The sequence below is a fragment of the Nocardia arizonensis genome (assembly GCF_001310275.1).
Taxonomy (GTDB): Bacteria; Actinomycetota; Actinomycetes; order Mycobacteriales; family Mycobacteriaceae; genus Nocardia; species Nocardia arizonensis.
Genome location: NZ_LGYZ01000088.1, coordinates 1 through 21,371, shown reverse-complemented (window position 1 = coordinate 21,371; position 21,371 = coordinate 1). Strand labels below are relative to the sequence as shown.

Annotated in this window: 17 protein-coding genes and 1 tRNA gene; 11 read left to right on the top strand and 7 right to left on the bottom strand. The window is 68.7% G+C overall.

Annotated elements, in window-relative coordinates; genetic code table 11:
* Positions 1-128 precede the first annotated feature (128 nt).
* The 3 genes from APZ21_RS20915 (at position 129) to nudC (ending at position 6,080) form a co-directional block, all read left to right on the top strand.
* Positions 129-3,884: an ATP-dependent helicase gene (locus APZ21_RS20915; RefSeq protein ID WP_054814982.1), complete on the top strand. Its 3,756-nt coding sequence runs from the start codon at positions 129-131 to the stop codon at positions 3,882-3,884.
* 266 nt (positions 3,885-4,150) lie between these two features.
* Positions 4,151-5,143, top strand: a complete 993-nt coding sequence (locus APZ21_RS20910) for a potassium channel family protein (RefSeq protein WP_239476749.1) — start codon at positions 4,151-4,153, stop codon at positions 5,141-5,143.
* Positions 5,144-5,180: 37 nt separating this feature from the next.
* On the top strand, positions 5,181-6,080 hold the full coding sequence (gene nudC / locus APZ21_RS20905; RefSeq protein WP_054814980.1) for an NAD(+) diphosphatase: 900 nt from the start codon (positions 5,181-5,183) through the stop codon (positions 6,078-6,080).
* Positions 6,081-6,107: 27 nt separating this feature from the next.
* Here the strand turns inward: nudC and APZ21_RS20900 are convergent, their stop codons facing one another.
* Positions 6,108-6,338 (bottom strand): mycoredoxin, encoded by a 231-nt coding sequence (locus APZ21_RS20900; protein WP_054815140.1) that lies wholly within the window; start codon positions 6,336-6,338, stop codon positions 6,108-6,110.
* A gap of 108 nt (positions 6,339-6,446) precedes the next feature.
* Here APZ21_RS20900 and APZ21_RS20895 point away from each other — a divergent pair, with 108 nt between their 5' ends.
* The 3 genes from APZ21_RS20895 to APZ21_RS20885 all read left to right on the top strand — a co-directional run bounded on the left by APZ21_RS20895 (position 6,447) and on the right by APZ21_RS20885 (position 9,507).
* Positions 6,447-8,594, top strand: coding sequence for an ATP-dependent DNA helicase UvrD2 (locus APZ21_RS20895; protein ID WP_054815139.1), 2,148 nt, complete (start codon positions 6,447-6,449; stop codon positions 8,592-8,594).
* A 111-nt stretch (positions 8,595-8,705) separates the two neighbouring features.
* Positions 8,706-9,044, top strand: coding sequence for a hypothetical protein (locus APZ21_RS20890; RefSeq protein ID WP_054814979.1), 339 nt, complete (start codon positions 8,706-8,708; stop codon positions 9,042-9,044).
* A 139-nt stretch (positions 9,045-9,183) separates the two neighbouring features.
* Positions 9,184-9,507, top strand: coding sequence for a WhiB family transcriptional regulator (locus APZ21_RS20885; protein WP_082393325.1), 324 nt, complete (start codon positions 9,184-9,186; stop codon positions 9,505-9,507).
* Between the two features lie 316 nt (positions 9,508-9,823).
* On the opposite strand, the gene APZ21_RS20880 is transcribed toward APZ21_RS20885, so the two are convergent.
* From APZ21_RS20880 to APZ21_RS20870, 3 genes are all read right to left on the bottom strand, one after another.
* Positions 9,824-11,167, bottom strand: coding sequence for an ABC1 kinase family protein (locus APZ21_RS20880; RefSeq protein ID WP_054814978.1), 1,344 nt, complete (start codon positions 11,165-11,167; stop codon positions 9,824-9,826).
* Positions 11,168-11,243: 76 nt separating this feature from the next.
* Positions 11,244-12,104, bottom strand: coding sequence for a hypothetical protein (locus tag APZ21_RS20875; RefSeq protein ID WP_054814977.1), 861 nt, complete (start codon positions 12,102-12,104; stop codon positions 11,244-11,246).
* Between the two features lie 85 nt (positions 12,105-12,189).
* On the bottom strand, positions 12,190-13,575 hold the full coding sequence (locus tag APZ21_RS20870) for a zinc-dependent metalloprotease (RefSeq protein ID WP_054814976.1): 1,386 nt from the start codon (positions 13,573-13,575) through the stop codon (positions 12,190-12,192).
* A gap of 162 nt (positions 13,576-13,737) precedes the next feature.
* Here APZ21_RS20870 and APZ21_RS20865 point away from each other — a divergent pair, with 162 nt between their 5' ends.
* Entirely contained in the window at positions 13,738-14,760 is a 1,023-nt protein-coding gene (locus tag APZ21_RS20865; RefSeq protein ID WP_204249132.1) for a YlbL family protein, read from the top strand.
* Positions 14,761-14,784: 24 nt separating this feature from the next.
* On the opposite strand, the gene APZ21_RS20860 is transcribed toward APZ21_RS20865, so the two are convergent.
* Positions 14,785-15,363 carry a PPA1309 family protein gene (locus APZ21_RS20860; protein ID WP_054814975.1) on the bottom strand — a complete coding sequence of 193 codons (579 nt, stop codon included), beginning with the start codon at positions 15,361-15,363 and terminating at the stop codon, positions 14,785-14,787.
* A gap of 199 nt (positions 15,364-15,562) precedes the next feature.
* On the opposite strand from APZ21_RS20860, the gene APZ21_RS20855 reads away from it, so the two are divergent.
* On the top strand, positions 15,563-18,556 hold the full coding sequence (locus APZ21_RS20855) for a UPF0182 family protein (protein ID WP_054814974.1): 2,994 nt from the start codon (positions 15,563-15,565) through the stop codon (positions 18,554-18,556).
* 80 nt (positions 18,557-18,636) lie between these two features.
* Here the strand turns inward: APZ21_RS20855 and APZ21_RS20850 are convergent, their stop codons facing one another.
* Positions 18,637-19,182 (bottom strand): transglycosylase family protein, encoded by a 546-nt coding sequence (locus tag APZ21_RS20850; RefSeq protein WP_054814973.1) that lies wholly within the window; start codon positions 19,180-19,182, stop codon positions 18,637-18,639.
* A gap of 567 nt (positions 19,183-19,749) precedes the next feature.
* Between APZ21_RS20850 and APZ21_RS20845 the strand changes: the two genes are divergently transcribed.
* Both APZ21_RS20845 and APZ21_RS20840 read left to right on the top strand, forming a co-directional pair.
* Positions 19,750-19,823, top strand: a tRNA-Met gene (locus APZ21_RS20845).
* 282 nt (positions 19,824-20,105) lie between these two features.
* Positions 20,106-20,543: a VOC family protein gene (locus tag APZ21_RS20840; protein ID WP_054815136.1), complete on the top strand. Its 438-nt coding sequence runs from the start codon at positions 20,106-20,108 to the stop codon at positions 20,541-20,543.
* Positions 20,544-20,669: 126 nt separating this feature from the next.
* Here APZ21_RS20840 and APZ21_RS20835 read toward each other — a convergent pair whose 3' ends face one another.
* A complete protein-coding gene (locus tag APZ21_RS20835) occupies positions 20,670-21,029 on the bottom strand; it encodes an Rv2640c family ArsR-like transcriptional regulator (RefSeq protein ID WP_054814972.1) in 360 nt (119 codons plus the stop codon).
* Positions 21,030-21,125: 96 nt separating this feature from the next.
* Between APZ21_RS20835 and APZ21_RS20830 the strand changes: the two genes are divergently transcribed.
* A partial coding sequence (locus APZ21_RS20830; RefSeq protein WP_204249131.1) for an ArsI/CadI family heavy metal resistance metalloenzyme occupies positions 21,126-21,371 on the top strand: 246 nt, incomplete at its 3' end.

Sequence of the window (21,371 nt, the reverse complement as noted above, 5' to 3'; positions counted from 1 at the left end):
GCCGCCGCCCGGACGAAGCAGGCGGCGGTCGGGTACGAGCGACCCGTCGCGGACCCGGGCGGCGGTGGTCCCGTCGTCGGGTTCGGCCCGGTCGGGGTCGCGCGGGACGTGCGCCGAGGGGTGTGCCGATGGTGGTGGTGACACCGCATCGGTTGGCGCAGGCTCTTGGGTTGCCGCCGCCTACCGATGAGCAGGCGGCGGTCATCGCCGCGCCCGCGGGCCCGACGCTGGTCGTGGCCGGGGCGGGGGCGGGCAAGACCGAGACGATGGCCGCCCGGGTGGTGTGGATGGTGGCCAATCGGCTGGTGACCCCCGATCAGGTGCTCGGTCTCACTTTCACCCGAAAAGCCGCGCAGCAGTTGACCTCTCGTATTCGGACCCGGCTGGCGCGCTTGGCGGGCGCGCCGTTGCTGCGGGAACTGGACCCGAGCGGGGAGTTGCGGACCCGGCTGTCCGCGTCCGAGCCCGAGATCAGCACCTATCACTCCTACGCGGGACGGCTGCTCACCCAGCACGGCCTGCTGCTGCCGGTCGAACCGTCGTCGGTGCTGCTCACCGAGACACAGCTGTGGCAGGTGGCGCATCAGGTGGTGCGCGCCTGGGACGGCGACCTCGATACCGAGCGCACACCGGTCTCGGTGACCGAGGCCGTGCTCGCGCTGTCGGGACAGCTCGCCGAACACCTGGTCGAACCCGAACAACTGGCCGAGGCGCACGCCGAACTCGAGAAGCTGGTGCACACCCTGCCGCCCGGACCGCGTCAGCGCGGCGGACCGAGTCAGGCGCTACTCGGCCCGCTCCAGGTCCAGCGCGAACGCGTGGCCCTGCTGCCGCTGGTCGGTCAACTGCACGCCGCCCTGCGCCGCCGCGGCGCCCTCGATTTCGGCGCCCAGATGTCGCTGGCCGCCCGCCTCGCCGCCGACCATCCCGAAGTCGGCATCGCCGAACGCGAACGCTTCCGCCTGGTCCTGCTCGACGAATACCAGGACACCGGCCACGCCCAACGCATCCTGCTGGCCGCCCTCTTCGGCGGAACCGCGCCCTTCCCGCCCCCCGCGCGCGGCGACGCGGCCTCGGACGACGCGGTCCCGGACGATGCGGCCTCGGTCACCGGTCGCGACGACGCCGCCGGTGGTCGGGGAATGGGGCGGTTGGCGGTGACGGCGGTAGGTGACCCGATGCAGTCCATCTACGGCTGGCGCGGAGCTTCGGCGGCCAATCTGCCTCGCTTCGCCACCGACTTCCCCGGTGCGCCCGGTGTTCCCGCGCCGACCCTGCCGCTGCTGACGAGTTGGCGTAATCCGCCCGAGGCGCTGGCATTGGCGAATCTGGTGGCCGAACCCTTGCGGCGCGTGGCGCTCGACAGCGGGGGCGTGACGGTGGACGCGCTGCGGGCCAGACCCGGCGCGGAATCCGGGCCGGTCGCCTTCGCGCTGTGGGAAACCATTGCGCAGGAACGGGATTGGATCGCCGAGCGGATCGCCGCCGAGTGGGCGACGCGGCGCGAGGTAGGTGAGACGCCGCCCACCTCGGCGGTGCTGGTGCGCCGCAACGCCGATGCCGCGCCGCTGGCCGAAGCGCTGCGCGAGCGGGGACTGCCGGTGGAGATCGTCGGACTCGGCGGACTGCTGGCCACACCCGAGGTCGCCGACATCGTCGCCACCCTGCGGTTGATCGCCGAACCCGCCGCGGGCAGCGCGGCCATGCGCATACTCACCGGAGCCCGCTGGCGCATAGGGCTTTCCGATATCGCGGCGCTTGCGAGCCGGGCGCGCGAACTGTCGATCAGCAGATTGTCGGGCGCGTCGACCGCGGAGATCACCGACGGCGCCACCCTCGCCGAGGCGCTGCGCGAGGTCGCTCCCGAACCCGCGGAACAGGCCGGGCTGGCCGATGCCATCGCTGATCCCGGTCCGGCGCAACGGTATTCGGAGTCAGGATACGAGCGCATCGAGCTGCTCGGTCGAGAACTGTCGGCCTTGCGGGAGCGCAGCGGACAGCCACTGACCGAGTTGGTCGCCGATGTGGAGCGCACCATCGGCGTCGGGGTGGAGGCACAGGCGCGCCGCGCGGTGGCGGGCTCCGGTGCGGGCCGAGAACATCTGGACGCCTTCGCCGAGGTCGTCGCCGGGTACGCCGCCGATTCCGGCGCGTCCCTCGGCGGTCTGCTCGCCTTCCTCGCGGCGGCGGAATCGGTGGAGAACGGTTTGGAGCCGGGTGAGGTTGAGGTCGCGCGCGATCGAGTGCAGGTGCTCACGGTGCACGCCGCCAAGGGGCTGGAATGGGAGGTCGTGGCGGTCCCGCACGTGGTTCGGGGCGTATTCCCCTCCGGCGCCGCCGCGGGCACCTGGCTTGGCGCGCTCGCCGAACTCCCGACCGCCCTGCGCGGCGACCGCGTTCAGGACGACGCCGCCGAGGGCGTCCCGGTGCTCGACCTGTCCGATCTGTCCGACCGTTCCGACCTCGAGCGCGCCATCAAGGCACACAAGGAAGCACTCGAGCGTCGCCGGATCGATGAAGAACGCCGACTGTTCTACGTGGCCGTCACCAGAACCGAACGCGTCCTGCTGATCTCGGCGCACCACTGGGCCGAGACCGGCTCCAAACCCAAGGGCCCCTCCGATTTCCTCCGCGACCTCCGGGCCGCGGCCGAAACCCCCGGCGGCCCGGTCCACGGCGCCGTCGACATCGTCCGCTGGGACGACCCGCCCCCACCCGAGGCGGTCAACCCGTTCACCGACAACCCGCCCACCGCGCAGTGGCCCCGCGACCCGCTCGGCCCCCGACGCGGTCCCGTCGAGGAGGGAGCCGCCCTCGTCCGCGCCGCCCTTGCCGCCCTCCGCGATCCCCCCGAACCCGCCACCGCGCCGCCCGGTTCGCCCGACACCGGCGGCACCGACCTCGATGACGCGCACGACCCCTTCGGCCCCACCGGACGAAACCGTCCGGCAGCCGCGCCGTCGGAGTCCGACATTCTCCCGGAACCCGACTCGGCGCAGCCGGGAGGCGAATACATCTGGCCTATCGAGGATTTCGAACCCCCGCCGGAGGACTATCCGCCCGACGACCACCATCCGCTGCCCGACGACGCCACGGCCGCACCGGCATCGCGGGAGCACCGCCCCGCCGAGGTCACACCGCCCGCCGAATTCGGCGGCGATACGGACGACCCCGACGGGTGGGCGAAGGATGTCGACGCCCTCCTTGCCGAATTCGAGGCGATCGGCGCGGTGGCGCGAGAGGTCGAACTTCCGGGCCAGATCCCGGCGACCGCGCTGGTGGAGATGCGCGCCGATCCGGTGAAACTCGCCCGCAGGCTGCGCCGTCCGCTGCCGTTCCCGCCCAATCCATTGGCGCGCCGTGGCACCGCGTTCCACGCGTGGGTGCAGCGCTGGTTCGCCGGTTCGCGGCTGATCGGGCTGGACGAACTGCCCGGTGCGGGCGAACCGGAGACCGTCGACGCGCATGCCGATACCGATCTGACCAGGATGCAGGACGCGTTCCTGGATTCGCCGTGGGCGCATCGCAGTCCGCTGGAGGTGGAGGTCGCCTTCGAGACCTCCATCGCGGGCACCGTCATTCGCGGTCGCATGGACGCGGTGTTCGCCGAGCCGGACGGCGGGTGGACCGTGGTGGACTGGAAGACCGGCGCGGAGCCGGGACCCGACGACGAACCCGCCGTCGCCGTGCAGTTGGCGATCTACCGGGTGGCGTTGGCTCGGTTGATGGCGGCGCGCACCGGCGCGAGCGAGTCCGTGATGCTCGAGAAAATCGGCGCGGCCTTCCATTACGTGCGATCGGGCCGTACCGTCGCCCCCTCGAACCTGCCCGGGCCCGCCGAACTCGCCGAACTCATCAAGACCTCCGCCCCGCCGCGCCGATGACCGGTCACCGCCGCACCTCACGGGGCCGCCCGGCGGAGGGACGCGCTGTCGACCGTGCTCACCCTGACATTCACCGGGCGTTCGCGTCGAGGCCGATCGGTAGTGCGCCGACCGGGTAGGCTCCCGTCCTGTGCCGGAGGTACAGGTGATGCCGGAGTTGGCCGGTTCGAGCAGCGGCAGGGATGGTGACACCGGTGTCGGGTGACTTCGGAGGGCGCTCGCGCGGGCACGGCGTATCGGGCCGCCCGGATTTCGCGCTGGTTGGCATGCTGCGCATCCCCGAGACGCAGACGAGTCCGTGGGTTTCGCTGGTCCGGCGCGTGCTGTTCGCCGTCGGATTGCTGTTCGCCGCGGCGCTGGTGGTGTATTTGGGCCGCGACGGCTACCGCGACAACGCAGGCGAGGACATCTCCTTCCTCGATGCCTTCTACTACGCCACGGTCTCCCTTTCGACCACCGGTTACGGCGATATCGCGCCGGAGTCGCCTACCGCGCGACTGACCAATATCGTCATCATCACGCCATTGCGCGTGCTTTTCCTCATCGTGCTCGTCGGTACGACCATCAGCGTGCTCACCGAGCGTTCCCGACAGGCATTCAAGATCCAGCGTTGGAGGCACAGCGTGCGCAATCACACCGTGGTCGTCGGCTACGGAACCAAGGGCAGAACCGCGATCGACGCGATGGTGGCCGACGGCGTCCAGCACGCCGACGTCGTCGTGGTCGACACCGACGCCCTGGCGCTGGAAGCGGCGGGCAACGCGGGTCTGGTAACGGTGCACGGGTCGGCCACCCAGTCCGACGTCCTGCGCCTGGCGAGTGTGCAGAACGCCGCGTCGGTGGTGGTCGCGACGAACCGCGACGACACCGCGGTGCTGGTCACCCTGACCGCGCGCGAACTCAACAAGACCGCCAAGATCGTGGTCGCCATCCGCGAGGCCGAGAACACCCACCTGCTGCGCCAATCGGGCGCGGATTCGGTGGTGGTGTCCTCCGAGACCGCGGGCAGGCTGCTCGGCATCGCGACCACCACCCCGACGGTCGTGGAGATCATGGAGGATCTGCTGACCCCGGAGCAGGGGTTCGCGGTCGCCGAACGCGATGTGGAACCGTCCGAGATCGGCGGATCACCGCGGCATCTCAGCGATATCGTGCTCGGTGTGGTGCGCGACGGCGATCTGCACCGAGTCGGCGAACCCGCGGTGGACGCCATCGAGGCGGGCGACAAGCTGCTCTATATCCGCCGCGTGCACAAGTGAGGATGAGTCCGCGCGCCGGGACGACTAGGGTCGAGACGTGTCCTTCGATCTGAATTCCGTGCCGCTGCTGTCACGTTCCGCCGTCGATCGGGCCGAGCATGTCCGGTCCGACGAGCAGGCGCTGAAGGAGGGGTGGGCGCGCGCCGGGCTGCTGCGCGTGAATTCGCGCGGTCAAGTGCGCATGGCCGGTAGCGTCCTCGTCTTCGACGACGCCGTGAGCCTGTCCGCGGAGCCGAGTCCGGCCGCCGTATTCCTCGGTATCGGCGACGGCAGACATCTGTGGGCGGTGCGCGATCCCGACCTCGGCGGCGAGCTGACCGACCTGCGCCGCCTCGCCGACGACATCGACGATTTCACCGCAGGGGTGCTCTCCTCGGCCCTGGCACTGCTGAATTGGCACGACAAGGCCGGATTCGACGCCACGGGCGGTGCCGCGACGGTGCTGGCCAAGGGCGGCTGGTCACGGGTGAGCGAGGACGGGAAGGAGGAGTTCCCGCGTATCGACCCGGCGGTCATCTGCCTGATCCACGACGGCGCCGACCGGGTGCTGTTGGCGCGCCAGCACGCCTGGCCGCCGGTCCTGTACTCCATCCTGGCCGGATTCGTCGAGGTGGGCGAGTCGCTGGAACGGTGCGTCGAGCGGGAGATGAAGGAGGAGGTGGGTCTCGACGTCCGCGATATCCGCTATCTGGGCAGTCAGCCGTGGCCGTTCCCCCGGTCGCTGATGCTGGGTTTCGCCGCGGTCGCTGATGCGGACCAGCCGCTGGTCTTCTCCGACGGAGAGATCGCCGAGGCGCACTGGTTCACCCGTGACGAGGTGCGCGCGGCACTCGCTGCGGGTGACTGGTCCACGCGCGACGCGAGCGTCCGGTTGCTGTTGCCGGGGACGATCTCCATCGCGCGGACCATTCTCGAATCCTGGGCCGCCCAGGACTGATCCGCGCGCCGGTTGGAACGGGTCCGGTCAGGCCAGACCGGCGAGGACTTGTTTGACTTGCGCGAGCGACGGATTCGTCGCGGTCGAGCCGTCGGCGAATTTGACCGTCGGCACCACGTGGTTGCCGTTGTTCACGCTACCGACGAACTCGGCCGAGGCCGGATCCTGCTCGATATCGATTTCCACGTAGCTGATGCCCGACTCTTCCAGTTGCTTCTTGAGCCTGCGGCAGTAACCACACCAGGTGGTGGAATACATGGTCAGGGCGGGGTTCGCGTCAGTCACGCACCGTGCAACGCCGCGCGCGCGGATCCTGTTCCTGGCGGGCCGGTGGCGGCCGACGCCGACGTGTCGGACCGGACTGTCATGATGGAATCCGTGTCCGCACTCGATCTCGCCGCGCTCGACGCGGAGCAGTCCGCGGCCGTGCGGGCGCCCCGGGGCCCGGTGTGCGTGCTCGCGGGCGCGGGAACCGGCAAGACCAGGACCATCACCCACCGCATCGCGCACCTGGTGTCGGCCGGACACGTCAAGGCCGATCAGGTGCTCGCGGTCACCTTCACCGCGCGCGCGGCCGGTGAACTGCGCGGCAGGCTGCGCGAACTCGGACTGGGCGGCGCGGCCGGTCAGGTGCAGGCCCGCACCTTCCACGCCGCCGCGCTGCGCCAGCTCAAATACTTCTGGCCGCAGGTCGTCGGCGAGGTGCCGTGGCGGCTGCTCGACGCGAAATTCCCGGTGGTCGCCAAGGCCGCGCAGCGCGAAGGGCTGTCGACGGCCACCGAGAGCGTGCGCGACCTGCTCGGCGAGATCGAATGGGCCAAGGCATCGCTGATCGCGCCCGAGGACTATCCGGCCGCCGCGGCGTCGCATCGCCGCGAACCGCCCTACGAGGCCACGCGGGTGGCGCGGGTGTATTCGGGCTACGAGTCGCTCAAGACCTCTCCCGACGGACTACTACTCGACTTCGACGATCTGTTGCTGCACACCGCCGCCGCCCTCGAGGACTATCCGGCCGTCGCCGACGAATTCCGCGGCCGTTACCGCAGTTTCGTCGTCGACGAGTACCAGGACGTCACCCCGCTGCAACAGCGCGTCCTCGACGCCTGGCTCGGCGAGCGCGACGATCTGACCGTGGTCGGCGACGCCAACCAGACCATCTACTCCTTCACCGGCGCGACCCCTTCCTACCTGCTGGACTTCTCGCGGCGCTTCCCCGAGGCGACCGTCGTGCGCCTGGAACGCGACTACCGATCGACACCGCAGGTGGTGTCGCTGGCCAACCGGGTCATCGGGGCGGCCCGCGGGCGCATCGCGGGCACCCGGCTGCAACTGGTCGGCCAGCGCCCCGACGGGCCCGAGCCGGAGTTCGCCGAATACGACGACGTCCCCGCCGAGGCCACCGCCGTGGCGACCGAGATCAAGCGGTTGATCAAGGCGGGCACGCCGCCCGCGGAGATCGCCGTGCTCTATCGGATCAACGCCCAGTCGGAGTCCTACGAGCAGGCACTCACCGAATTCGGCATTCCGTACCAGGTGCGCGGCGGCGAGGGCTTCTTCCAGCGCGCCGAGGTCCGCCAAGCGGTCTCGGTGCTGCGGCAGGCCGCAGGCCGCGATGATCTGCCCGACGCCGCGCGGCGCGGCCCGGCGCTGGTCAGCTTGGTCAAGGCGGCGCTGGCCCCGGTCGGGTTGACCGCGACGGAACCGGCGGGCGCGCAGGCGAAACAGCGGTGGGAGTCACTGGTCGCGCTGGTGCGCCTGACCGAGGAACTGCTCTCGCGCGACGCCGAACTCGATCTGGCCGGCCTGCTCCGGGAACTCGCCGCACGGGCGGAGGCTCGGCACCCGCCCACCGTCCAGGGGGTCACGCTGGCCTCCGTACACGCCGCCAAGGGACTCGAATGGGATGCGGTGTTCCTGGTGGGTCTGGCCGACGGCACGCTGCCGATCGCGCACGTTCTGGGCGAGGACGGATCGGTGGCCGATCCCGCCGCGCTGGAGGAGGAGCGGCGGCTGCTCTACGTCGGGGTCACCCGCGCACGCGAACATCTGCGGTTGTCCTGGGCGCTCGCGCGCACCGAGGGCGGCAGGCGCAACCGTCGCCGGTCGCGCTTCCTCAACGGTCTTGTTCCCGACGATTCGCCCGCCTCGCGCGTCGCGGTCCAGGCGGCCAGGCCCGGGGCGGTCCGCCCGACCTGCCGGATCTGCGCCAAACCGCTCGTCGGCACCTACGCCACCATGCTCGGCCGCTGTCGGCGCTGCCCGGCCGAACTCGACGACGTGCTGCTCGAGGCACTGAAGCAGTGGCGTGGTGAGAAGGCCGAAGCGCTGCGGGTGCGCGAATTCGTGGTGTTCACCGACACCACTCTCACCGCTATCGCCGAACAACTGCCCGCCGATGACCGTGCGCTCGGCGCGATCGCGGGTGTCGGGGCGAAGAAGATCGTCGACTACGGCGCCGAGGTGCTCGCGATCGTCGCGTCGCGGATGCGATCCGTATCCCAAAACCGCAGGTAGAAAATAGGTTGTCGGTTCAGCCGGCACCGCATATGGTGGGATCACGCACCGGGAGGGTATTCCGGCGCGCACAGTTCCGACAGATTACGAGTACAGGAGGGAGGCAGACCGATGAACGGCATCGTGACCGACAAAGCTTTCGGCGGTGCGGTGAATTCACCCATGTCGGCCTCCCGGGGGATCCTCGCCTTGCAGGGGATCGGTCTGTCTTCCGTAGGCACCATCGGCGATTCCGCATTCCGCACGGAGGTCTCGTGCACGCATCTGCCGACTCGTGTTCTGCGGCAGGACAAGTCCAGCGGTAGCTGGCACCCGGCGGCTGTCGAAGCCGCCGGCGCCGTCGCATTCGAGGCCGGTAATGAGCAGGCATTCGATATGCGGGCAGCCCGCCTCCGCACCGCACACCAAGCGACCGTGATCAGGATTCGACGCAGATGTCGATCTAGGTAGGGGACTCCCCAGACCTCCTGGCCACGGATCGCACGAAGCGAAACCGTGGCCAATGTTTTCAGCGGCACTTCAGCCGTATTGCCACCGGTTTCGTGGAGAACAAACGAACCGCTGCAAACGAAGCTGAAGGAGAACCGACGTGTTCACCGCCGAGAGCTGGCCGCAGGCCACCACTCACGTGACATGCCGAACCGTGGCCCGGCCGTCCCGCACCCGGGAGGTCAACAAGGTCCTGCCCTGCCGGGCCGGAGATCCCGATCTCTGGTTCGCCGAGAGCCCCGCCCAGTTGGAGCAGGCCAAGGCGCTGTGCGAGTCGTGCCCGATCCGCAAGGGTTGCCTGAGCGCTGCCCTCGATCGCGGTGAGCCGTGGGGTGTTTGGGGCGGTGAGATCTTCGACCAGGGAGTCGTGATCGCCCGCAAGCGCCCGCGCGGCCGTCCGCGCAAGGTCGCGGTTTCCGCATGACCGACCACCGTCCGCCCCGGTTTCCCGGACCCACCACCCGCACCGCTGTCGTGAGCGGTCGGGCGGTGGGTCCGGGGCCGATGACTTCCCTCCCTCCGGTCGCTGAGGCCCGCTCGTCCGTCGCCGGGCCCAGGAACGAGAAAGCAGACAAGCCGCACACCGCGAGATCCGGTGCGCGGCTCGTTTGCGTTCCCGGGCAAGGCTTTTCGGCGCATCGGCGCATCGGCGCGGGCTTTGGCGTACGTCCACTCGGCGCGACCAGCCGTGCCGGGCGGTCGCGCGCCGAAATCGACCGAGGCGGAACTCGATTCGGCTGTCAGCTGGCCGAGCGTTCCTCGCGCATCCCCGGCAGCCAGGTATTGGCCAACTGCATGAACGGGATCTCGGCGTCGAGCTGGGCGAGAATGCCCACCGATCCGCCGAGCACCCGGAAGATCATCACGTACTCGGCGGGCAGTTGTAGGGCCCGCGCGGTCTTCATCTCCGCACTCGACAGATCGGAGGCCTTGCCGGCCACCCGCTGCATCCATTTGCGGGTGAAGTGGAACGATTCGGTGCGAATCGGGTCGGTGAACGGCCGCAGGTAGTCGGCGATCTCCTGGTGGGTGATGGTCCGGCCCGGAATGACCCACCCGTGGTCGTAGAGCAGTTCGGTCAGTTCCTCGAACTTCTCGGCGACCGCCAGCCGCAGCATCCGGCCGAGGATCTCGGGAAAGCCATTGGGCAGCGGTGCGCACGCGCCGAAGTCGATGACCCCCAGCGTGCCGTCCTCGAGCATCATGAAATTGCCGGGATGCGGATCGGCGTGCAGCAGACCCACCGTCTCCGGTGACGAGAAGTGGAACCGGCCCATCAGCAGGGCGACTCGATTGCGCAGGTCCCGGGTTCCCGCCGGATCCTCGATGCCACGCTGGATGATCTTCGACACAGCCGTGCCGTCCAGCCATTCGGTGACGATCACCTTCGGCGCGCTCGCCACCACCTTCGGCACCCGGATATCCGCGTGGCCGTCGAATGCCTTGGCGAAGGCGCGCTGGTTGGCGGCCTCGTTGCGGTAGTCGAGCTCCTCCTCGGTGCGTTCGGTGATCTCGGCCAGCACCGGTTTGACATCGGCGCCCGGCAGCACCGACGACAGCAGGCCCGTCATGCGCGAGAGCGTCTTGAGGTCGGCGCGCAGCGCCTCGTCCGCGCCCGGATACTGCACTTTCACCGCGACCGCGCGACCGTCGGACCACACCGCGCGGTGCACCTGGCCGATACTGGCGGAGGCGGCGGGTTGGTCGTCGAAGGACTGGAACCTGGAGCGCCACTGCGTGCCGAGCTGCTGGTCGAGTACCCGGTGCACGGTAGCGGCGGGCATGGGCGGGGCCGCGGCCTGGAGTTTGGTCAGCGCCTCCCGGTAGTGCTCGCCGAATTCCTCGGGAACCGCCGCCTCCATGACGCTGAGCGCCTGCCCGAACTTCATGGCGCCGCCCTTGAGCTCACCGAGGACCGAGAACAGCTGTTCGGCGGCCTTCTGGTTGAGCTGGGCATTGATCTCGGACTTGTCGCCGCCCGCGAGCTTGCGCCCGAATCCGACGGCCGCCCGCCCGGCGATACCCAACGGAATCTTCGCCAACTTGGCATTGCGGGAGGAGCGACGGCGCACGATCTCGGACACGTACCCATCATGGCCGACGATCCGGGCGGATCGCCATCCCCCGCCGATCTCTTTCGCGCCTGCGCTGTGAGTCCGGTCACGTCGAGACCGCCGCAACGGCGCGACATCCGCATGCCTCGTGCGGCGCCCACAGCCGCTGTTCGATCAGATGGGAATCGAGATCGAGTTCGAGAGTGGCGTCCAAGGTCGCGGGGGTGCGCAGGGGCGAACAGGCGATGACCGATTCGACCTCGTTCAGGGCCAGCGCCGCCGTCGCGGCGATGGCGGCGGGGGTGGCGTGCCCGACCCGACCGAGCAGTTGCGCGGCCAGATGCGGCCAGTCCGCGTCGAAATCCGACCGCGTCAGATCCGCGCACCGCAGACAGCTCGTCTCCCCGGGCAGCACCAAGGGCCCGATGACGCCCTTGCCATCGCGAATCCGCACCTGCAAATGGGGAATTCGGTGGAGGACCAGTTCACTTGCCAACTGCGGATCGACGACCAAATCGTCGGCGAGCACCACGAGATCGGCCCGCCGGCGGGCGTTCACGATATCGGGGGCGTAGCCGCGCGAGCGTTCAGGTCGAATGCCGAGGCGGCGCAGCCCGATTGCCAGGGCATCGGTCAACGGGCCGAGTCCGTGCAGGCGCACCGAGCGGACGTATCCGCCGCGCGGCTGCGGGTGGACGAGCAATCCGGCCTCATCTATCTCGGTGAGCAGCGCCGTGGCCCGCTCCGGCGGGATACCGGCCTCGCCCGCCTGCCAGACGACCTGCGGCCGGGTGTGCAGACCGTCGAGCGAGCGCAGGAAGGCGAGCACCGTCGCGGTGTCGAGGCCGGGCGGGTCGAGCAGCAGCGCCCGCTCGGGATCCCAGCCCAACTGCACCACACCGGAGGGGCGCACCAGCACGGTCACCCGCGGATTCAGCATCGGTCCCCGCACGCCATTGGTCGTCATACCCGGAAGTATGCGCAATCGGCGGACGCCGCCGGTCCCGCGACACCGGGTTATGCACAGGAATCGGCGCTGTTCACAAGCGAATTCAGGAAGCGTCGCCGCTCTCGGCGTCGCGGTCCTTGTCGGCGCGTTCGGCGGCCTCGCGTGCCTCGGTCTCGGCGAGCTGGGCCAGCGGATCGTCGAAGGCGGTGGCGCCGCCGCCGATCACCGCATCGATGAAACCGGCGGGGGAGTCGAGGTCCTCGGAATCGGGCAGCAGATCAGGATGGGCCCACACGCCGTCGCGCGCCTGCGTGCCCGCGTCGGAGGTCAGCCGCCGCCACAGCGCCGCGGCCTCGCGCAGTTTGCGGGGGCGCAGTTCCAGGCCGACCAGGGTGGCGAAGGTCTGTTCGGCGGGACCGCCGGTTGCGCGACGGCGGCGCAACGTCTCGGCGAGGGCGAACGCGCCCGGCAGCCGCTCACCCACCGCATCGGCCACCACGACCTGAACCCAGCCCTCGATCAGGGCCAACAGCGTCTCCAGCCGTTCCAGCGCCTGCTTCTGTTCGGGGGTCGTCTGTGGTTCGAAGGCGCCCTTGGACAGGATCTCCTCGAGTTTGGACGGATCGCTCAGCGCCATCGGATCGATGCCCTGCGCGGCCTGTTCCAGTGCGGAGAAATCCATCCTGATGCCGCGCGCGTAGTCCTCGACCGCGCCGAGCACCTGCTGGCGCAGCCACGGCACGTGATGGAACAGCCGCTGATGGGCCGCCTCGCGCGCGGCGAGGAACACCATGATCTCGCTCTCGGGCTGTTCGAGACCTCGGCTGAACTCCGCGATGGCCGCGGGCAGCAGGGCCGCGGTCGCGCTCGGACCCAGCGGCAGACCGATATCGGTGGAGGTCAGCACTTCCTTGGCCAGCTGACCGAGCGCCTGACCGAGCTGCGATCCGAAGGCGAGTCCGCCCATCTGGCCCAGCATCCCGACCATCGGCGCGGCGAACTGCTTGGCCTCCTCGGGCAGTTGCGCACTCCACATGCCCGAGATCTGTTCGGCCACCGGGTCGCAGAGCCGCTTCCAGGTGGGCAGCGTCTCCTCGATCCAGTCGTTCGGCGTCCACGCCACCGTGCGGCTCGCGCCCGCGGGCAGGGTAGTGGCGCCGTCGAGCCAGAGTTCGGCCAGATGCGCGGCGTCGGCGACGGCCTTGGCGGTGCCCGCCGACACCGGCGACACCGAGGAGCCGAGTTGTTGGCGCGCCAGGCGCTTGGCCACGTCGTAGTTGACCGGGCCGGTCTGCGTCCCCGGCGTGCCCATACCGCTGAGCATTTGACCGAGTTGCGTCAGCATCTGACCCAGCTGCGAGGGATCGAATCCGCCCGCGCCGCCCATCGCGAATCCGAACGGATTGTTCGGATCGGCGCCGCTCGGTTCCTCGCGACGCTTGCGCGCGTCGTCGTCGTCGTTCGAGAATCCGAAGGGGAGGTCAGTCATACAGCCAACGTTACGCGCGCGTCCGGCGCCGATGACGTGAGGCGGCGCGCGACGGCGTGGTCGGCGCCGGATGTTCGCGAGCGGCGAACGGGGCGCCGGGCGTGCGGCGTGAATCCGCGCCTCTACCGCGCCCGCGCTGTCCCGGTCACTATGGTGGGCCTGGTGAATCGTCGGATCATGACCTTGGTGGCCGCCCTTGTTCCGGTGCTCGTACTCGGTGTGATCGGCACCGTGGTCACCGTGCCCTATGTCGCGCTCGGACCCGGGCCCACCTTCAACACGCTGGGTGAGGTCGACGGCAAGCAGGTGGTCGACGTGCGGGGCGCGCAGACCGATCCGACGACCGGACATCTCAATATGACCACGGTCTCGGTGCGCGACGGGCTGAATCTGTTCGAGGCGTTCGGATTCTGGGTCAGCGGCCAGCACGGACTCGTACCGCGGGCGGAGGTATACCCGCCCGGTATCTCGCGCGAGGAGATCGACAAGTCCAACCAGCAGGACTTCAAGGATTCCGAGGGCAATGCCGAGGTCGCGGCGCTGCACTACCTGAACATCCCAACGGTGGTGCTGCTGCGCAAGGTCGGCGACGGCCCGGCGAAGGGCGTGCTGGAACCGGGTGACGAGTTGGTCAGCATCGACGGCGCGCCGATCACGGCGCCGAAGGACGTGGTGAACGCGGTCTCCTCGCGGTCGCCGGGCAGTCAGCTGACCGTGGTGTTCCGGCGCGGCGCGGGTGAGCAGAGCGCGACCATCACCCTCGCCGCCCGCCCCGACGACCCGTCGAAGGGCTATCTGGGTGTGACTCCGAGTGAAGGAGCGCGCCCGCCGATGGAGGTCGCCTTCAACCTCGCCGATATCGGCGGGCCCTCGGCCGGTCTGATGTTCAGCCTCGCGCTGATCGACAAGCTCACCCCCGGCGAACTCGACGGTGGCGCCTTCGTCGCGGGCACCGGAACCATCGACCAGGACGGCAAGGTCGGCCCCATCGGCGGCATCCAGTACAAGATGATGGCCGCGCGGGAGGTCGGGGCGCAGACCTTCCTTGTGCCCGCCGCCAACTGCAACGAGGCCAGACAGCGCACGCCCGACGGGCTGCGGCTGGTCAAGGTGGAGGATCTCGCGGGCGCGGTGCGGTCGCTCGACGATCTCAGCGCCGGGCGCGAGACCGTCGGCTGCGGCTGACCCGCGCCTGCGAGTCGGGCGGATCTACTCGAAGGTGTGGTGCAGCGCTTCGACGAGGTTCGGCGCGAGATTCGGGTAGGTGCGCAGGTCGAGGTCGCCGAAGTCCTCCTCTTCCTCCGGGCGCAGTTGCAGCAGGCACAGCGACGCGCCGTCGCGCAGCACCGCGGCCAGTAGCCGGGCCTCGCGCCGCCGCGGATGCGACGCGGCGGCGGCTCGGGCCGCGGCGTCGGCGGCCTCGTGGTCGGCGAGCAGCGGCGCGAGCGCGTCGTCGAGGGTGCTCTCGGCATCCGGCGGCAGCACCACGATCTCCTGGACCAGCACGCAGCCGAGTACGGCGGGCGGCCACGTCGTGGTGGCGAGGAATTCGTCGAGGGCCATCGAGCCTCCCGTGATGTCCTCGGGGAAGGCTTCCTGGGCGATCGGAGTGAGTTCGTTGCCCTCGTCGAGTTGGTCGAGCAACCCCGGTTCGGCGGCGACCAGATCGGCGGTCGGCACCAGCGCGAACATCTGCGGCGGCCGGCCCCAGCCCTCGGCGTCGCTGAATTCGGCCACCTCGCGGACGGAGCGGGCAAGGACTAGTTCGGCGTGCAGGTCTGGCGTCACCTCGCCATCCTCGCATCACCGGCGGGCGGCGCGGTGCGGGACTCGGCGACTGACGGCGAACAGGTGGAACAAGGTCACCGACCCCTTACGATGTCCGTTTCCGTAGAGTGGGGCGCGAGACGGTCCGTCAGGACCACCTTCATCATCGGACTGCGGTGCCCGCCCAGGCAGGCGCCGCCGGACCCTGGAGTGTGGCATCGTGGGCATGCGGCCCCCCACCGGCTTACCTTCGTTGTCCCGCCGTAGCCGAGCGCTGCTCGTGGCCGCGGTCCTGCTGGCGGCGTTGCTGCTGCTGGGACCGAGACTGACCGACGCGTACACCAACTGGCTGTGGTTCGGCGAGGTCGGCTATCGCGACGTCTACCTGACGGTGGTGCGCAGCCGCATCATCCTGTTCGTCGCGGTGGCGCTGTTCGTCGGTCTGGTGGTGTGGCTGGCGCTGCTGCTCGCCTACCGCACCCGCCCGGTGTTCCTGCCGGTGTCGGGACCCAACGATCCCATCGCGCGCTATCGCACCACGGTGATGAGCAGGTTGCGTCTGTTCGGAATCGGCATTCCGCTGCTGCTTGGCGTGCTGTCGGGGCTGGTCGCCCAGTCGAACTGGGTCACGTTGCAGTTGTTCCTCAACGGTGGCGACTTCGGGCAGCAGGACCCGCAGTTCCATCTCGACGTCGGCTTCTACGCCTTCGACCTGCCGTTCTACCGGATGGTGCTGAACTGGCTGTTCGTCGCCGTCGTCATCGCCTTCTTCGCGAATCTGGTGACCCACTACATCTTCGGCGGGCTGCGCCTGAACGGGCGCGAGGGCACACTCACCAGGCCCGCGCGCGTCCAGCTGGCCGTGCTGGCGGGTACTTTCGTACTGCTCAAAGCGGTCGCCTACTGGTTCGACCGCTACGACCTGCTGATGAGCAGCCGCAAGGAGCCGACCTTCACCGGCGGTTCGTTCACCGATATCAACGCCGTGCTGCCGGGCAAACTGATCCTGCTCGCCATCGCGGTCATCTGCGCCATCGCCTTCTTCGCGGGCATCGTCCTGCGTGACCTGCGGGTGCCCGCGATGGCCGCGGCGTTGCTCGTGCTGTCGTCCATCCTGGTCGGCGCGGTGTATCCGCTGATCGTCGAGCAGTTCTCGGTGCGCCCGAACGCCGCGGACAAGGAGAGCGAGTACATCGAGCGCAATATCGCGGCCACCCGTCAGGCGTTCGGCATCACCTCCGACAAGATCGAGTACAAGGACTACAAGGGCGAGAGCTCCAAGAGTCCGCTGGAGGTTCCGGTCGACGCGGCCACCATCGCCAACGCGCGCCTGCTCGACCCCAACATCCTCTCGCCCACGTTCACCCAGCTGCGGCAGCTGAAGAACTTCTACGGCTTCCCGGAGTCGCTGGATATCGACCGCTACAGCATCGACGGCGATATGCAGGACTACATCGTCGCCGCGCGCGAACTGTCGCCGACGGCGTTGAGCGGCAACCAGACCGACTGGATCAACCGCCACACCGTCTACACCCACGGCAACGGCTTCGTCGCCGCGCCCGCCAATCGCGTGAACAAGCCGCAGTCGGAGGACCCCAACGCCACCGACGCGGGTTCCAGCGACAGCGGCTATCCGATCTTCATGGTCAGCGACCTGTTCACCCCCGCAGACAAGCAGCGGTTCAAACTGGACCAGCCGCGCATCTACTACGGCGAGCTGATCGCCAGCGCCGATCCCGACTACGCCATCGTCGGCACGGAGGAGGGCCAGCGCCCGCGCGAATACGATTCCGACACCGCGCAGTACACCTACACCGGACAGGGCGGGGTCTCGATCGGAAACTGGTTCAACCGCATGGCCTTCGCCGCCAAGTACGCCGAGCGCAACATCTTGTTCTCCTCGGCCATCGGCGAGAACTCCAAGATCATCTTCAATCGCGACCCGCGTGACCGCGTGCAGAAGGTCGCGCCGTGGCTGACCGCCGACGGCAATTCCTACCCCGCGGTGGTCAACGGCCGCGTGGTCTGGATCGTCGACGCCTACACCACCTTGGAGAAGTACCCCTACGCGCAGTCCACCTCGCTCGAGGGCGCGGTCGAGGACAGCATCGACCGTAAGACCGGCAGGCTGCTGCCGCGCAAGGAGGTCAGCTACATCCGTAACTCGGTGAAGGCCGTGGTCGACGCCTACGACGGTACGGTGAACCTCTACGAGGTCGACTCCACCGATCCCGTGCTCAAGGCGTGGCGCGGTGTCTTCCCCGACGCGGTCAAGCCGGAGAGCGAGATCTCGCCGGAGCTTCGGGCGCACTTCCGCTATCCGGAGGATGTCTTCAAGGTTCAGCGCGAGATGCTGACCAAGTACCATGTGAACGATCCGCGCGAGTTCTTCACCAACAACGCGTTCTGGTCGGTGCCGAGCGACCCGACCTCGGATGCGGTGCCCGCCGCCAATCAGCCGCCCTACTACGTGCTGATCGGCGATCCGAAGACGAACAGGCCGGTGTTCAACCTGACCAGCGCGATGGTCGGTTACAACAGGCAGTTCCTCTCGGCCTACATCTCGGTGCGGTCGGACCCGGACGGCTACGGCAAGTTCACCATTCTCCAATTGCCAACCGACACCCAGACATTGGGTCCGCAGCAGACGCAGAACCGGATGACGACGGCGCCGGAGGTCTCGCGTGAGAAGACCTTGCTGTCCAACTCCAACAAGATCAGATACGGCAATCTGCTGACCCTGCCGGTGGCCGACGGCGGCATTCTCTACGTTGAGCCGTTCTACAACGAACGCAATACCGGGCCGAATACCGCGACCTTCCCGCAGCTGCTGCGGGTGCTGGTCAGTTACCGCGATGCCGCGGGCAGCGTGAAGGTCGGCTACGCTTCCACCCTCGCCGACGCCCTGAATCAGGTGATCCCCGGTGCGGGTGCGCTGGCGACGCCGTTCGGCGGCGATTCGGTGAGCCGTCCGAAGCCGGGGTCCGCGCCGTCGACCGAACAGAGCAGCGCCCCGCCCGCGACGGGCGGGCAGCAGCAGACGACGCCGCCGCCCGCGACAGGTTCGACGGCGAAGGACACGGCCGCGCAGGAGCTGGAACGCAGGATCGAGGCGGTGCGCACCGCCATGCGCACCGGCAACTTCCAGGATTTCGGCAAGGCGCTGGAGGATCTGGAGGCCGCGGTGCGCGCGTATCAAGCGGCCGGAAGGTAGGCCACAGAACACGGAACGGCGCCGCTCTCCCAGTGAGCGGCGCCGTTCCTGTTGACGCTGTGTCGTTGACGGGGTCGGCGTCAGCGGCCCAGCGAGTCCAGCAGCGCGCTGTTCTGCGCGATCAGGTCGCGGAACTGCGATCCGTAGCCGTACTGCTCGGCCAGACCGGCGCCGGCGTCGGTCAGTTGGTCGACGGCCGCGCGGGCGGCGCCGGGTACCTCGGCGGGCAGCGCGGGGGCGGACTCGGGTGCCGGCTCGGGTTCCGGCATGGGTGCCGGCTTGGCGGTGCGCAGGTACTGGCCGCAGACCGGCCAGGCGCCCGCACCCTGGGTGGCGAGCACGTTCTCCGCGACCCGGATCTGCTCCTCCTTGCTGGCAGTGTGGGCCGAGCCGTGTCCGCCGTTGGCCGCCCAGGTGCTCTGGGAGAACTGCAAACCGCCGTAATAGCCGTTCCCGGTGTTGATCCCCCAGTTGCCACCGCTCTCGCACTGCGCGACGCCGTCCCAGTCGTGGGCCGGAGCCGCCGCGGCGGTACCGGTGGACAGTGCGAACGGGACGGCAACAAGGGCGCCGGTGACGGCCGCGAAGCCGAGGGCGCGAGTGCTGAACTTCCGGTTCTCAGACATGGTGTGATCCCTCCCTGCACGCACCGACTCGTCGGTCCCTGCCCCCAGGTGGTCGGGGTTCCTCGTTCCGCGGGACAGGGTCGTCGGTGCGCATCGGTGCGAGGTCGAGCCCATCCGCGGATTGCCTCCGGGCCGTGACTCGACGGTAACGAATGAATCTCGCCGGATCACATCTTGATAACGCGCGTCTTGTATGAATGGAATAACCTGTAAATGGGTATTCGCCCAGGTGGACAATGCCTCGAGAATGGTTTCGGATCGGACGTTATTCGGCGGTTATGTGGGAGAGATCACCGCGAAATAGTGACTCGGCTCACGTTTTTGGCCTACTTCGGTGGTTCACGCGCGCCCTTTAAGCCAAATGGTGAAATTCAAAACATCCATCGGTGAGAATTTCGTTCGTCCGGCCCCGGTCGATCCGACGCCGCCCCCGCCCGGCTCCCGCGAACCGGACGGTTGTCACACCGTTGTCCGCCGCGCCGGTCACGCCGCTGACCTGCGCCGGATCGCCGCGACGTCAGCGATTTGCCTTTCCCGCGCAGACCTGTGTAATGTTGTGTTCACCGACGCGGGGTGGAGCAGCTCGGTAGCTCGCTGGGCTCATAACCCAGAGGTCGCAGGTTCAAATCCTGTCCCCGCTACAAAGTCCAGGCCAGAGAGATTACGGTCTCTCTGGCCTGGATTATTTTTATGCTTGTCGTCCTTTAGTCGTCCATTTGTACGGGGAACACGGCATTCTGGATGGTGTCCGCCATCTGTTTGCTGGGTCTGTCCCTGGTCGGGTAGATGTTCATGGTCTGGCCCGGGCTGGCGTAGCCGACCATGACCGCGGACAGGCCGCTCCAGCAGCGGGCCGATCGTCAACGCGCCGGAACCGATCTACCGCTGCCAGAATGGGCCGTAACGGACTCGAGGAGAACACCATGACGATCCGCCGGATGGATCATGTCGGCATTGTGGTCGAGGACCTCGTGGCTGCTGTCGCGTTCTTCGTCGAACTGGGTCTGGAACTGGAAGGCGAAGCGACAGTCGGGGGCCGATGGGCCGACGATCTCCTCGGACTGGACGGCGTCCGAGCGGACATCGCCGTTGTACGGACTCCTGACGGCCATAGCCGGGTCGAGCTCTCGACGTTCCACTCGCCGGCGACCACAAGCGCTGCGCCGAAAGCGCCGGTGAACACCCCCGGAATCCCTCGCCTGACGTTCGTCGTCGACGATGTGGACGACGTCCTCGACCGCCTGCGCGCCCACGGTGCCGAACTCGTGGGCACGGTAGCCCAATACGAGGACATCTACCGGTACTGCTATGTCCGCGGCCCCGACGCCATCATCGTCGGGCTGGTCCAGGAACTCCGCTGAACGGCGTGCCTCGCGCAGGACTCCCGACACAGCGCCGACGGTGACTCGTACCACCCCGAAGATCAACCGGCGGAGCCCCTTCGCCAAGTGCGAACACACCGCCTGTTGCGCACGGCCGACTCCAGGTCAGGTGCAGCAGTTCGGATCGAGGACCGCGCACAGCGCGGACAACGCCTCGCGGCGAGCGCGATGGAAAGTGTTCATCCCGCGGCGCTCCGTCTCGATGATCCCGGCCTTACGCAGTTGCCCCAGATGATGGGAGACCGTCGACTCCGACAGGCCCACCTTCTCGGCCAGGTCGCCCCCGTTTTCCTCGCCCGCCGGACTGGCCAGCAGTAGCGACAGCAGCTTGACCCGCACCGGATCGGCGAGCGCCTTCAGGCGCAGTGCGACCTCGAGCGCGGCGGCATCGCCCACCGGGCCCGCGGCTACCGGCGCGCAGCAGACCGGGGCGGACATGTCGATAACGGGTAACGCCTTTGGCATACGGATCACTCTAGCCGGTATATTGACTTATGTCGAAAAGGTGGCAGACTCGACCTCGCAAGGTTTTCGACATATGTCTCACAAGTGGAGGTCCTCATGTCCCGCATCCAACTCGCCCTCGACGTCGACGATCTCGACCGGGCCGTCGCCTTCTACACGACCCTGTTCGGTGTGGAGCCCGCCAAGCGCAAGCCCGGCTACGCCAACTTCGCGGTGACCGAACCGCCGCTGAAACTGGTGCTGATCGAAAACCCCGGCCATGGCGGCAGCCTCAACCACCTCGGCGTCGAAGTCGAGACCTCCGAGCGGGTGCGCGGCGAGATCGCCCGGTTGTCGGCGGGT

What these genes read in the sequence shown, in the direction of transcription:
- APZ21_RS20875 (WP_054814977.1), bottom strand. Translation starts at nt 12,104, where the DNA reads ATGACGACCAATGGCGTGCGGGGACCGATGCTGAATCCGCGGGTGACC.
- APZ21_RS20890 (WP_054814979.1), top strand. Translation starts at nt 8,706, where the DNA reads ATGAACGGCATCGTGACCGACAAAGCTTTCGGCGGTGCGGTGAATTCA.
- APZ21_RS20850 (WP_054814973.1), bottom strand. Translation starts at nt 19,182, where the DNA reads ATGTCTGAGAACCGGAAGTTCAGCACTCGCGCCCTCGGCTTCGCGGCC.
- APZ21_RS20840 (WP_054815136.1), top strand. Translation starts at nt 20,106, where the DNA reads ATGACGATCCGCCGGATGGATCATGTCGGCATTGTGGTCGAGGACCTC.
- APZ21_RS20835 (WP_054814972.1), bottom strand. Translation starts at nt 21,029, where the DNA reads ATGCCAAAGGCGTTACCCGTTATCGACATGTCCGCCCCGGTCTGCTGC.
- APZ21_RS20870 (WP_054814976.1), bottom strand. Translation starts at nt 13,575, where the DNA reads ATGACTGACCTCCCCTTCGGATTCTCGAACGACGACGACGACGCGCGC.
- APZ21_RS20910 (WP_239476749.1), top strand. Translation starts at nt 4,151, where the DNA reads ATGCTGCGCATCCCCGAGACGCAGACGAGTCCGTGGGTTTCGCTGGTC.
- APZ21_RS20895 (WP_054815139.1), top strand. Translation starts at nt 6,447, where the DNA reads ATGATGGAATCCGTGTCCGCACTCGATCTCGCCGCGCTCGACGCGGAG.
- APZ21_RS20915 (WP_054814982.1), top strand. Translation starts at nt 129, where the DNA reads ATGGTGGTGGTGACACCGCATCGGTTGGCGCAGGCTCTTGGGTTGCCG.
- APZ21_RS20900 (WP_054815140.1), bottom strand. Translation starts at nt 6,338, where the DNA reads ATGTATTCCACCACCTGGTGTGGTTACTGCCGCAGGCTCAAGAAGCAA.